The sequence below is a fragment of the Cellvibrio sp. BR genome (genome assembly GCF_000263355.1).
In the GTDB taxonomy this organism is placed as follows: Bacteria; Pseudomonadota; Gammaproteobacteria; order Pseudomonadales; family Cellvibrionaceae; genus Cellvibrio.
This window is the reverse complement of sequence record NZ_JH668203.1, coordinates 129,114-142,195: the sequence shown is the minus strand read 5'-3', so window position 1 is coordinate 142,195 and position 13,082 is coordinate 129,114. Positions and strand designations below refer to the sequence as shown.

Below are 13,082 nucleotides of genomic sequence, written 5' to 3'. Positions count from 1 at the left end.
GCCCTTTTAAATATTCATCTGTAAATAAAAACTAATGGTAAAAGCTGTCCCGTCACGCCCGCATTAGCGGGCATGCTTGAGTTCAAGCCAGTGGTTTAGGAAGCGTGAGCGCTAAAAACTACCGCTCACACCCAGCGCAAAGGAACGTGCGGGCAGTGGAGCTTTGTCTTTAAGGAATGACGCATGGACGCGCGCGTATTCGTCGGTGAGGTTGTTCCCTTTCACATAAATTTTTAAACCGTCACTCAGCGCATAACTCACTTGCATATCCACCAGGGTGTAAGCGTCGGTAGTGGTTTCAAATGAATCGATGTTGTCCTGCTCAAAATAATGTTGGCTGCTTAATTCCGCGCGCCAGTTACCCACTTCATATTCTGCACGCGCGCCCACACGCAGCGGTGGAATGCGCGGTAAATCGCCGCCATCTACTAATTGCGCGCGAATGTAGTCGCTGGTGAGGCTGAGCTTTAACGGCGCGGCTAATTGCCACACAAATTCGGTTTCAAAACCGTAGAGTTCGGCATCGCGCGCTTGATAAATAAATACCGGTAATTCGCTGCTGTGATCGTGCTCATCTTCCGCGCCATGATCGTGCGCATCACCACTTTCACGGGTTAAACCGGTGTCGGCGAGGTAATAATAATCGTCGATGCGGTTGTAAAAGGCGTTGAGGATAAAACCAAAATCGCCTTCAAATTTGCGCAGGGAAATATCGATATTGTTAGAGGTTTCCAATTCCAAATCAGTACGCGCTAAATCAAAATGGAATTCGCCGTCTTCATCATTCACTAATTGCAACAGCGCACCCACTTCGTACAAACCGGAACCAATATGTGGGCCGAAGGATAATAATTCGGCAGCAGAGGGCGTGCGTTCGGCGTGAGTATAAGAAACACCGATGTTGTAACCGGGAGTGAAATCCCACACCACACCCGCTGAAGCACTAAAAGGCGTTGCTTCCTGGTCGATGGAAAATACGCGCAGGTATTCTTCAGCGTGCTCATCTTCATCGGCGTGATCGTGTTCATTCAGATCAACCTGCAAATTATCCGCCGTAATTTTTACCTGCTCGATACGTGCACCTAGCTGCACTAACACATCGCCAAAGTGACGCTCTTCCATCAAACCGAGCGCGAGCGTTCCGGTTTCGCTCGGCGGTGTGAATGCCTCTTCACCAATCGCTTCAAAATCGCTGTGTTTGTAATGCAGGCTCAATGCACCGCGCCATTCAGCAATGGGGTGATGGAATAATTCCCAGCGTGCCTCTGCAGTTTCGTTGCGGAAGGTTGTTCCCACCTCACCGTTTTCGATTTCGCTGTGCTCGTAATCGGTAAAACCAAAACGTGTATTGCTGGCGCTAAAAAATTCGTGCTCCAGATTCAACTCGCTCAAAAACTGGAGGCGATGTTGTTTCACATCGGCGTACACGTCCACTTCTTCGTCGCCACCGTGGCCATGACCGGGGATGCCGTATTGGCGATCCAACAAACCGTAGGACAGACCAACAAACCCTTCATCCATTACCTGACTAACGCCAGCATTAAAACCCTTGGCTTCACTCCAGGAATTGGCAAGGCGATCATCGTTGTGCTCGTCGTGGCCTTCTTCTTCATGTTCTTCGTGGGTTTCTACTTCTGCAGCACCGGGGATTTTGTAGTTATCTGCCTCGCGCCAGAAACCATCCAAATGCAAGCCCATGCTGCCCATGCCGGTATTGCCACTGGCAGAGACGAGTTTGTCATCGGCGACGGAATCCTGCTGCAAGCGCCATTCACCAAAGGTGTCGGTGCTTTGTGGAACGCGGTCATCCACCACATTCACTACCCCGCCGATCGCGCCACTGCCGTAAAACAACGTCGCCGGGCCACGCAGAATTTCAATTTGGCGCGCGGTAGAGGCTTCCGCCGCGACTGCATGGTCGGGACCAACACGGGAGGCATCGCCCGCATCCAAACCATTTTGAGTGACCAATACCCGTGGGCCTTCCAAGCCGCGAATAATCGGGCTGCTTGCCACCGGACCGTAATAGTTGGAATGCACACCCACTTCATGCTTCAGGGTTTCACCCAGAGTAGATGCCTGACGCTCGCGCAACGTCTCGCCGCCGAGCACATTCACCGGCTGGGCCGATTCCATATTGGACGCATGCCAAGGCAGGCCCACCACATTCACAATTTCCAGCGTGGTGCTGGTGAGTACCAGCTCCACCGGGCCATCGCCTTCATGCACATGCAAGGTTCTGTGGGTGTAGTCGGGCGCACGCACATGCAGCTCGACGTGCTTATCCTTCACCTGCGGCAACTGAAACTCACCGCGTTCATTAGCAGTAGTACGGATTTTGGTACCCACCACCTCAATCGTCGCCCCCGCAATCGGCATCCCCGCCGGGTCGAGCACCACACCTTCTACCTGTGCCAAGGCCGAACCGCTTGCTGCAGCCAGCGCCAACCACAAAAGGGATTTGTTCATCGTCATAACATCCTCACCAACATCAGAAAGCCATCAACCCAGCGCGATATACCGAGTCTCTCAAATTTTGGGTGATGTTATACTATAACAATTTGATGAGGCAACCTTTTGTGCATAGCCATAAAACCAAAAAGCCACCGCGAGGGTGGCTTTTTGGTTTTGTTTACTGCAGCAGGGCTGATGTTAGAACTTAAACTTCACACCCACATCGATAGTGCGTTCAGTACCCACGTAGATACCTTGGCGCAGGCTGGCGATGTAGTTTTCATCGGTCAGGTTTTTGGCGCTGGCGCTGATGCTCAGGTCTTTGCTGAATTCATAGATAGCATTCAAATCCACCAAGGTGTAGCTGTCGATTTGGCCGGTGAAGAAACCTGAGGTGCTTTCGGTGATCGGCTTGGTATTTTGCACGTCGGTGTATTGCTCACCGGTGTGGTGAAAGCTGATTGCGGTGCGCAGTTTGCCGGTTTTGTATTCCAGGCTCAGGTTGGTTACCCACTCAGGAACATAGGTCACACGGTTGCCATCGGGGGTGGTGATATTGCCGTTGGCATCGCGGCGTGCGCCGACAAACTCTGCATCCGGGATATAGGTGGCGCTTGAGTTCAGGCTAAAACCAGCACCCAAATCCCAGCCCAGTGCCGCTTCAAGACCTTGGTGCAGAGTTTCACCGCCATTGGTGCGTTGGAACTGGCTGTTGGAGTTGGCGGGGATGATCTGGTTGTCGAAATCCATGCGGAAGAAGGTTAACTCGTAGTTCACCTTGTCGCGCGCGCCGCGCAGGCCAGCCTCAACGTTGACTGAGCGCTCGGCATCCAACTTCTGGTCTTCCAAACCATTCAATGCATCGCCATTCAGTGCGGGTGAGAAGGCCTCATAAACACTGGCGAAACCTTGCAAGGCGCTGTTGATTTGGTAGGTGGCACCTAAACCGGGCAGCACTTCGGTGTTGGAGGTGTCCGCTTCGTTGTTGGTCGCGGCGCGTTTGTTTTTAGTGGTTTGTTCGTAACTTTCTACGCGCAGACCTGCGGTAACCGCTAACCGTTCAGTGACCACAAAACGGTTTTGCGCATACAGCGCCAGGCTATCGGCAGATTCAACCTGGTCTTTGTTGATGGTGCCGGTGCGCGGGGTAGCGCGCGTAGCGGCGACAGTCACGTCATCCATGGATTCATTCATCAAACGCACACCAAATTCGGCTTCGTTGGCGATGCCAAACAATTGGTGTTGCAGCTTAAGGCGGCTATCTACACCAAAACGTTCAAAGCTGCGGTTGTTGCCGTTGAGTGTGTCCAGATAAACCCACTGACCAGCGGCGGCAGAAGCGGTGTTGTCGGTGTTGTAACGCCAGTAATCGCGATAGGTTTCGCTGCCAAATACCAAGGTGGTGAGTTTTGTGGTGGCGTTGATATCCCACTCGTGGTTGATATCTACACCACGGCGGCCGCTGATGAAGTAGTCGTCCGGTGCCGGGTTTTCGTCCACGCCATCCTTATATTGCTGCAGGAACACCCCGCGATAGGAAATATTAGCTTCGCTATCGTAATCGCTGATTTTCACTCCCAGCCATTGGTTATCGCCTATTGCCATGCCGGTTTTGATCATCACATCGGTCATGTCATAGCCTTTGTCCATAAAACCATCGCTGCTGGCATGGGTAATGAACGCGCCAAACTGGGCCTCTTGTGATGGGCTGGAGCCACCCACTTCCAGAGTCGCTTCGCGGCTATTAAAGGAGCCAGCGCGGGCTTCTAACTGCACGCCGTCTTCCGGTTGTTTGGTGATGTAGTTGATCACGCCACCGATGGTGCTGGGGCCGTAGCGCAATGAAGCCGCGCCTTTTAATACTTCAATGGTTTCCATGCGCTGGATACGCGGGTTGTAGTAGCGGCCATTGCCCACAAACAGGCCAGGTGCGATGGGCACGCCGTCTTCCAGGATCAGGGTTTTGTAATCGGCAGAACTCAAGCCGCGAATACCAATATTGGCCACAATCGCGCTTTCTTCTTCGGGTTTAATTGCCACACCGGGTACGGAGCGGAGCGCTTCTTCGGTCGAGCGGGGTTGGCGCAGCTCTAAATCTTCTTCGGTGACAATCCCTACCGAACCGGGTTGGCGCTCGGCATCGCCCAGTTCCGTTCCTACCACTACCACTTTCGGCAGGGCTTTGGTTTCAGCAATAGCAGGCAATGACATAAAAGCACCGCCACTCAAGGCCAGCGCGATACCCATGGCCAATGGTTTTGGTAAAAATTTGACTGCGTGTGCAGCAGGCAGAGCAGAGTGACGCATGTGAAGTTCCTTCGGTTAACAGTGGGTTGCAATGGTATATGTGCTTCACGGCAAGTGATTATGGCAATCAAATACGCAAAGCATTATTTTTCAGATGCGGCACTATAGCAAACGGGAACTATTTACATCAAAAGTAAATTTAAACTTATGCAAACCAAGTGTCATTTAAGTCTTATTTGTATTATGTTCGATTTAAAAAAGCGCCCTAAGATTTTCTCATTGTTCCCTTGAGTCTCATTTGCCATGCTAAAAAATACAATAATTTCCCTTTTGTTACTCATGCCTATTACTGCCTGTGCAGGGCCACAAGAGCCCCAACCGGTTAATTTGATTGACGATAAATTAAGTCAGTTTAACAATATTTATGACTATGGCAGTGCCCAGGTCAAAGCGGGTGAGTTGATTCTTAACTCTACCGACAATTGGTTTTTAACCACCAAAAAAACCTATAAGAATTTTATTCTGACGGCTGAAGTCTTGATGCCGGATGTGAGTGAATACAGTAATTCCGGCATCATGTTTCGCGGTCAGATCAAAACCGATAACAATCGTCAGCAAGCGATGGGTTATCAGGCCGAAGTGGACCCGAGCGAGCGCAAGTGGAGCGGCGGTTTGTATGATCAGGCGCGGCGTGAATGGTTGCATCCAGTGCATCCGACGCGCTCTTTCCCCGATGCCGATTTTGTAAAAAATTATTTGGGTGTATGGACCAATGAAATGGCTAACGCTTATCGCCATCTTGAGTGGAACCAGTACCGCATCGAATGCCGTGGCAGTGATATTAAAATTTATCTAAACGGTGTGCTCACTACTCACGTCAAAGATAACAAAGACACCCAGGGTTTTATTGGCTTGCAGCACCACGGCAGTGAATTGCTGAAAACCACAGGCACCACCAATAACATCGTTCGCTTTCGCAATGTATTTATAACTGAGCTGGAATAAATTTTGTCTACGTCAATAGATTTCAAAAAACCAAGAATAAATTTCAAAAAATCAAACGCACATCTGTTGATTTGTGCACTGCTGGGTTTATCAATAGTCAGCTGCAGTACAGATAATTTACATTCAGAAAAAAACGCCGCGCTTGATACCCAAAAAAACGAAGCAACAAAACTTGATGCAACAAAAAGCACGCCGGTAAGAAATCTCGGTGATCGCAAGGGCGAGGATATGACACCGCCGATTGCCGCCGAGGATATTCCTCCCTCGCCGGTTTTAGCGGTGCCACAAGCATTAAAGTCCATGCAGCTGCAGCCTGGTTTTGTCATAGAAAATGTTGCCGCCGAACCCCATGTTTTTAGCCCGGTGGCCATGAGTTTCGATGGTAACGGGCGTATGTGGGTGGCGGAGATGAACACCTTTATGCCTGATTTGGACGGCAATAATGAAGAAATCCCCAAAGGTAATATCGCCATCCTTGAGGATACAAACGGCGACGGTAAAGTTGATAAGCGCAAAGTATTTTTAAATGATGTGATTTTGCCGCGCACCATTGTGTTGGTTAAAGGCGGTATTCTCTACGCGGATCAAACCCAGTTGTATTTTGCCGAAGTTCTGGCAGGCGATAAATTGGGGGTGCGTGAAGTGGTTGATCCAACCTATGCCCAAGGCGGCAGTGTTGAGCACAAAGCCAATGGCATGTTGTTTGGGTTGGACAATTGGTACTACAACGCCAAAAGTGATCGCCGTTACAAAATATTGCCACTCGATAGTGAATTGCCTGCGGGTGCGGAAGAAATTTATCGCAACCGTTACTGGAAAATGGCGAGCGCCACGACTGAATATCGCGGCCAGTGGGGCATGAGCATGGATGACTATGGCCGCCTGTTTCACACCTGGAACAGTGCGCCAGCGCAGGGCGAATATTTGCGCCCTAATTCATTGAATAAAAACCCCGGTTTGGTGCAGGAAATAAAAGCGCAGAGCATTGGTGGCAACCAAATATATCCAGCGCGAATTAACCCGGGCGTGAACCGCGCTTATCTGCCGGAGACCCTGGTTGCTACAGGGCCAAATAAAGGCAAATTAATTAATTTCACTGCGGCAAGCGGCAGTGTGGTTTATCGCGGGGATCAATTTCCCGCTGAATTTTATGGTGTTGCTTTTACCCCGGAACCGGCGGCCAATTTGATATCGGCCAGACGTATTATTGAAGAGCAAGGGCAATTTCGCGGCGAGGAGATTTATCCGCAAGGTGAAATTCTCGCCTCCACCGATGAACGGTTTCGCCCGGTAAATTTATACACCGCACCCGATGGTTCACTTTATATTCTCGATATGTACCACGGTGTTATCCAGCATAAAGAATATTTAACCAGCTATTTGCGTGAGCAATCAGAAAGTCGCCAACTCCATAAACATAACAGCACGCTGGGGCGCATTTATCGCCTGCGTTGGGCTACTAACCCTTTGGCTCCCAAGCCACAATTGGAGGGTAAAACCACTGCGCAATTTGTTCCCTATTTGGCGCACGCCAATGGTTGGTATCGCGATACCGCCAGACGCTTGATCATCCAACAGAACGATAAAAGTGTGACTGAGGCGATTAGTCGCCTTGTGCAACAAAGCCGCGATCACCGCGCACAAATCAATGCACTCTGGACGCTGGAGGGATTAAATGCTGTTAATGCCAACAGCATCCGCGCCGGCTTGCATTCTTCTCACCCCAAGGTTCAAATTTCAGCAATCGCGTTGCTAATGCATTTGTCCAAAGCCGAGCAGCAACAATTTGCCCCGCGTTTGACAGAGCTGGCCAAGAGCGACTATGAAGTCGCCCTGCAAATTGCACTTAGCGCCGGTGAATTAAAAATCGATTCCAGTTTGGCGCTGATCAAAACCCTGTTGGCGAATTATGGCGATCAGCCTTCAGTTAATCAGGAGCTTTTGAATCAGGCGGTAGTCAGTGGTATCGCGGGTCGCGAACAAGCGTTAAAAACATTGTTAGGCGCTGATGCCAGTCAGGAATTAATTGCGTTGCTGGATTTGGTGGGCAAACAAAAAATTATCGAAAGTAATTTCAACAAACTTGTCACCCAGGAGCAAAACCAATACTACCGTGGTCAGGCGTTATTTGACGGTGGCGCAGCCTGTTTTGGTTGCCACGGCAAACAAGGGCAGGGCATGGACGGCATGGCACCGCCATTGGCACAGAGTGAATGGGTTACCGGTGAACCGGAACGTTTAATCAAAATATTACTGCACGGTTTAAATGGCCCCATCACCGTGAATGGTGTGCATTACCAATTACCGATGATGATGCCGGGCTTGGGCGCTAATCCAAATTTCAGCGATCAGGACACTGCCGACATAGCCACCTACATTCGCAACAACTGGGGCAATGCCGCACAGGCAATCAGCGCTGATGAAGTCGCCAATATTCGTGCACAAACCGCAAACCGCAACCAACCCTATACGGCCGGTGAGTTGGGCGAGTGAGTTAGGGCGGTAAATCCCAAGAAAATGCTCAACAAATTGGGTTTTCGCTTGCTTGAACTGACGTCACAATTTGCACAGTAAAACAGTGTGAGGCTATGGACAAGGAGTGCTGAATCCTTAAACTGCGCACTCGCGTTTTTTCAAGATCATCTACACAAGGATGCCAATGTGATCAATCTAGTCATTAAAGACTATACCGGCCAAGCCTATGAGTTGGCCGGTCGCGCCACACTTCCTCGCGCGTCATCAGCAAAACCTTATTCCAGCGATTCCTATTCGACATTTCGCGTTGTGGCAAGGTTGCCGGTAGCCCCGGATCAATGGATGCAAATCCTTAACCGTGTCCATCAACGATTACCTGATCTACATGGAACTCATCCGGGAGAGGTATATCAGGTCGTGGCGCAGGCAATAATGCGTGGCGATTTAATGCTCTATCAATTGCCAACGCTCAATGCCAGTCACGCGCTGGCAGGTAAAAAAGGTGTTGGGCTAAGTATTATCAAGGGCCCCAAGCCTAATAGCGCCACTGACCTTATCCCCGAACCGATTAAAACGACAGACTCCGCCCGGCAATTGTTGGATGACTTGGGCATTAGCAGTGATATGTTTTTGGCGCACCTGGCCAACGAAAATCTTTTTAACGCCGCGCAAAAGAACAATGCGCTTAGCGAAGCCCTACAACTACTCGCCAGCGGCGAATTATTGGCTTATAAAATCCCCTTGCCACCCAAAGCCCCTCCGTCAAAAGCGGTGGAGTATGTCGCTGCAACCACTGCAGATAGAACAGTGCCCTTGGCACCGGAAGTTAATCGTGCGGTTGATAAATCAGTTTCGGAGAACCCTGGAAAGATTGATGTCACTGCTCTAGGTACGCATAAAAACTCCCAATCAGAAAGTGACCTTAGCGTTTTTGTATATGAAGAGCCCACCACAAGAGAAGTTGCATTGGCAAAAAGTGAAGGCAGTTCTAGTTTCCATATCCAGGCAAGAGAAAAGTTGTGTCGATTCTTTCTGGAATCTAATGGATTCTCTGAAAGTCAAATTGCTAACGCGATTGGTGATGAAGTGGCAGGCATTGATGGCGGCGTAGACCTAACTAAACCTGTTGAAATCATGATTTTTCCTCCTCCTGATGAAATGACTCAGTACGTTAACTCCCATGGATTTCCAGGAAACTGGTTTGATCCTATGAGCAATCAAACTCCTGATGCATTGGGATTGAGTGCTGAAGGTCGTACCCTTACTTCGTTTAAAGTGCCTTGTGGCAAGGGGTTGTTGTCTTACTCAAAACCTATTGTTGATAACTGGACAAATCCAAACAATCCAGTGAGTACTGTTGGTGGCGGAAAACAATTGTTTGTAAATGATACAACAAAAAAAACTATTATTTCTTTGAATAAAATTGGAATTTAAAATGGAATACAACACGCTTCGCATTGCAGCTCAGAAAGTTATTGACGCAATAGATACGACCCCCCCGCAATATACTTCAAAAAATATATTAACGTCGATTAAAAATCAGATGATATTCATACGTGACAATGCGGCAGCTGGTAAAAATCCATCTAAAGAATTGGCCTCTGATACTACATTTACCTATTCAATTCTATCTTCACGTGAATTAGCTAGCCCTGATGAACTTGTTTTAAAGGAATTGATAGATGATGTAACGAGAATTTTAAGATCTTAAAAAGCGTTAATTGCTAAGGATATAGCATGAAAAAAATTTCCAATACAGACCCCGAAAATCTGATAAACGATCCACGTATCGTTTATCAATACGCGGAGTTTCAATCTCACCTAAATGAAAATGACTACTGTTTTTGGCTAAAAGAAGGTGAGTATCTATTGTGGGCAAAAAAGGGTCTTTATGCTCCCTTGGATGGTGGTGCTAGTTATTGGGTTGGTGGGACTGAGTTAGAAATTCCCAAGGAAGGATTCGCTTGGTTCGTGAACGTTATCGAAGAAAAATTTTTCAAAACGGAAGCTGAGGGTGGCTTACCTAAAGGTCAGTTTGGTTACGAAGAGATAATCAATGGCGAGAAACTAATTGTGTCGAGGATGTTCGGTACGTCTGGATACAGATTTCGTAATCATTCACGCTATAGTCATCTATGGGATGACTCCACTGATCCTCAAGAGGCTATGTTCACTGACGAAATGCTTTTTGAAAAAGGGATGTTTGATGAATTTAAAAAACTAGCTGAAAAAATTGAGAAAGGGATAATTTAATGCTTTTAAAAATGGGCGCCGTAGCGCCCATTTTTTTCGCCCGGTTTTTTCGATTGGGCAATTAGAGAAGTATTACAAGCTTGGTTTAATCAATACTGCCAACGAATCGTCGCGCTGATATTGCGCGGCTCGGCGTAGTAAGCCTGACTGTATTCGAAGCTGGTCAGGTAGGTTTCGTCTGTGATGTTGCTCAGGTTGAGTGATGCCGACCAGTTGTCGTTGAATTCGTAGCTGGCAAAGAGATCCACCAACGTCAATGCATCCTGCTCGATCACTGTGCCGCGCAGATAGGTATCTGAACGGTATTCCACAAAACTTCCCAACTTCAAACCTGGCGCAAATTGCGGGTAGTAATTGACGGTAAATTTGGCGGATTGTTTGGGCGTAAAGGTGCGCGAGACTTCGCCCTTGTTATCGTCGATAGTGAGGTTGGTGTAACCCAGCACCAGGTTGATTTGCTCGGTCAGTTCACCGGCGATTTCAAATTCAAAACCGCGCGATTCATAGTTATCGCCCTCGTAATAATTACCGGTTTCACCCTGGGTGGGGTCGGTATTAAAACCGGCCACTGTCGCCAAACCTTCTTGTGCCGTTTCAAACACCGCGAAACTGGCGTTGAGTTTGCCTTCAAAGAATTCGCCTTTTAACCCCACTTCTTTATTTACACCTGTCACCGGATCAAGGCGCTCGCCGGACAGCTTGCTCTCGCTTTGCGGGGTAAAAGTTTCGGTGTAGCTGGTGTAGAGCGTGAGTTGTTTGCTCAGGTCGTAAGTCAGGCCAGCGTAGGGCACCACTACATCATCTTTTTTACTCAGATTGGCGCCGTAGCTGACGCTGTCGCTTTCGTAGCGCGCTGAACGGGCGCCGGTCAGCAGTTTCAAGTCGTCGCTCAAACTGAACTGGCCCGCCAAGTAGACACCGGTTTGTTTGTCGCTGGTGATTTCACCATTGGGCATGTCGGCAAAGGTGGGGTATGGGGTATCGCCGGTCCATTCGGCCATATTGGTAATGGCCGGAAAGCCGTTGCCGGTGGTGTAGTCATATAGAGCGTACTCATCCACCTCGTTGTCGGCTTGATTGAAACCCACTACCAATTTGTGGGTTAAGTCACCGGTTTTAAATTCGCCGCTGGTGGCGACATCAAAGAGTTTGATGTCTGTTTCGCGGTCAAATTTGCCCGCCCAGCCACCCAGGCCAGACATATCTTCATTGAGTGTGCCGTATACATAAAGCAGCTCTTGTGCGCCCTGGGTTTTGGTGCGGTTGTAGGTGGCTTTGGTATTCCAACCGTTGGCCCAGGTGTGGTCCAGCTCCACAAAACTGCGGGTGTCTTTTACATCCCAATAAGCCCAGTCGGCCGAGCTGTTCATAGAGCGACGGAAGTTGGTGGGGCGACTGCTGCCATCATCGGCCAGATAAGTCAGGGTGAGGGCGCCCCACATAGGGCTGTCGGCTTCACTTTTTTGGCGGCTGATACCAGCGGTGAGCAGGGTGTTCAGGCCCAAATCGGCCTCCACCACACCATAGGTACTGCTCAGGTCTTTGTGGTAATCCTGCAAATAGGAGTCGCGGCTCTGTTCGCTTACCACCACACGGGCGCGAATGGGTTCTGCTACCTGGCCGGACACATCGGCTTGCAGGCGGGTGTCATCCCAGCGCGCCTGGGTCAGGCTGGCACTGGCTTGGGTTTCCGCCGTAGGGCGTTTACGGATCAGGTTGACGGTGGCTGCGGGGCTGCCTAAACCGCTCATCAAACCACTGGCGCCGCGCACTATTTCCACGCGGTCATAGGTGGCCATATCGATATCGCCTTCCAGCAAACCCCAGTGCAAGGGAATGCCTACGCCATCCATTTGGAAGTTGTTGATGTTAAAGCCGCGCGCTTCAAAGTAGGTGCGGTCGGTTTCCGAACGCTTCACGCTCACACCGGTTGCGGTATCGAGAGCTTCATTAATAGTGGTGATGTTCAAGTCTTCAATTTGTTGGCTGGTAATCACCGACACCGATTGCGGTGTCTCGCGGATGCTCAAATCCAGTTTGGTCGCGGTGCTCATGCTGCCGGTGGTATAGGCGTCGGTCTGTTCCGTGGTATTGCCCAGTGCGTCGGCTTCCACTTTTACGGTTTTGAGTTTGCCCGGTTGCTCTGCAGCAAAACTGGTAGCAGGTGCCAATAACAGGCTGGCGATAACACTGGCAAGCAGGGTTTTGGTGTGGGTCATGGTGTCTGGCTCTCGGGGCTGATGTAAATGACGCCATTTTATTCTCAAATGATAAATAATATCAATTGTAATATTGTTTTAAAGGGTAGTGATTTGCATGATGTACCGCTGGCAGGAATTGATTGACTTGCATGGCGCGCGCCTTTACCTTGCGCGCCCGAGGTGTCTGATGGGTAATCGCTCTTTAACCAGAGCAAGCCAGGATCAGAGTCAATGGGAAGTCGGTGCGTATCGCCTGCGTTATTAACGGCGATGCAATCCCGACACTGCCCCCGCAACGGTGTATTTGCGCTGTGTTAATCCCGCGTGAATGAGTCCGATACCAGCCTCAAACCGGAGCATTTGCTCCTTTTTGTTCACGATGTCGCGGAGGGCAACATCGGTGGAAATCTGTGTGTGTATTGGGCTGCGGCTCATACCTATTTTTCC

General features: G+C 49.5%; 8 protein-coding genes and 1 riboswitch. Of the genes, 5 read left to right on the top strand and 3 right to left on the bottom strand.

All coding sequences use genetic code 11. The annotated features are described in order from the left end of the window. Positions 1 to 111: 111 nt before the first annotated feature. A complete protein-coding gene (locus tag O59_RS13790) occupies positions 112 to 2,469 on the bottom strand; it encodes a TonB-dependent receptor (RefSeq protein ID WP_007643771.1) in 2,358 nt (785 codons plus the stop codon). Positions 2,470 to 2,652: 183 nt separating this feature from the next. Further along, positions 2,653 to 4,761 carry a TonB-dependent receptor domain-containing protein gene (locus tag O59_RS13785; RefSeq protein ID WP_007643770.1) on the bottom strand — a complete coding sequence of 703 codons (2,109 nt, stop codon included), beginning with the start codon at positions 4,759 to 4,761 and terminating at the stop codon, positions 2,653 to 2,655. Positions 4,762 to 5,004: 243 nt separating this feature from the next. Here O59_RS13785 and O59_RS13780 point away from each other — a divergent pair, with 243 nt between their 5' ends. From O59_RS13780 to O59_RS21095, 5 genes are all read left to right on the top strand, one after another. Continuing rightward, positions 5,005 to 5,706: a DUF1080 domain-containing protein gene (locus O59_RS13780; protein ID WP_007643769.1), complete on the top strand. Its 702-nt coding sequence runs from the start codon at positions 5,005 to 5,007 to the stop codon at positions 5,704 to 5,706. Positions 5,707 to 5,934: 228 nt separating this feature from the next. Further along, on the top strand, positions 5,935 to 8,199 hold the full coding sequence (locus O59_RS13775) for a PVC-type heme-binding CxxCH protein (RefSeq protein ID WP_157152583.1): 2,265 nt from the start codon (positions 5,935 to 5,937) through the stop codon (positions 8,197 to 8,199). Positions 8,200 to 8,367: 168 nt separating this feature from the next. Beyond that, positions 8,368 to 9,615, top strand: coding sequence for a hypothetical protein (locus tag O59_RS13770; RefSeq protein ID WP_007643767.1), 1,248 nt, complete (start codon positions 8,368 to 8,370; stop codon positions 9,613 to 9,615). 1 nt (position 9,616) lies between these two features. Continuing rightward, entirely contained in the window at positions 9,617 to 9,892 is a 276-nt protein-coding gene (locus O59_RS13765; RefSeq protein ID WP_040392728.1) for a hypothetical protein, read from the top strand. Between the two features lie 26 nt (positions 9,893 to 9,918). After that, positions 9,919 to 10,434, top strand: coding sequence for a hypothetical protein (locus O59_RS21095; protein ID WP_007643766.1), 516 nt, complete (start codon positions 9,919 to 9,921; stop codon positions 10,432 to 10,434). A gap of 89 nt (positions 10,435 to 10,523) precedes the next feature. Here O59_RS21095 and O59_RS13755 read toward each other — a convergent pair whose 3' ends face one another. Continuing rightward, positions 10,524 to 12,653 carry a TonB-dependent siderophore receptor gene (locus O59_RS13755; protein ID WP_007643765.1) on the bottom strand — a complete coding sequence of 710 codons (2,130 nt, stop codon included), beginning with the start codon at positions 12,651 to 12,653 and terminating at the stop codon, positions 10,524 to 10,526. A gap of 143 nt (positions 12,654 to 12,796) precedes the next feature. Continuing rightward, positions 12,797 to 12,999: riboswitch (cobalamin riboswitch) on the top strand. Positions 13,000 to 13,082: the final 83 nt, after the last annotated feature.

Excerpts from the sequence above, each read along its gene's own strand:
- O59_RS13790 (WP_007643771.1), bottom strand. The coding sequence starts at position 2,469 with ATGAACAAATCCCTTTTGTGGTTGGCGCTGGCTGCAGCAAGCGGTTCG.
- O59_RS13785 (WP_007643770.1), bottom strand. The coding sequence starts at position 4,761 with ATGCGTCACTCTGCTCTGCCTGCTGCACACGCAGTCAAATTTTTACCA.
- O59_RS13780 (WP_007643769.1), top strand. The coding sequence starts at position 5,005 with ATGCTAAAAAATACAATAATTTCCCTTTTGTTACTCATGCCTATTACT.
- O59_RS13775 (WP_157152583.1), top strand. The coding sequence starts at position 5,935 with ATGACACCGCCGATTGCCGCCGAGGATATTCCTCCCTCGCCGGTTTTA.
- O59_RS13765 (WP_040392728.1), top strand. The coding sequence starts at position 9,617 with ATGGAATACAACACGCTTCGCATTGCAGCTCAGAAAGTTATTGACGCA.
- O59_RS21095 (WP_007643766.1), top strand. The coding sequence starts at position 9,919 with ATGAAAAAAATTTCCAATACAGACCCCGAAAATCTGATAAACGATCCA.
- O59_RS13755 (WP_007643765.1), bottom strand. The coding sequence starts at position 12,653 with ATGACCCACACCAAAACCCTGCTTGCCAGTGTTATCGCCAGCCTGTTA.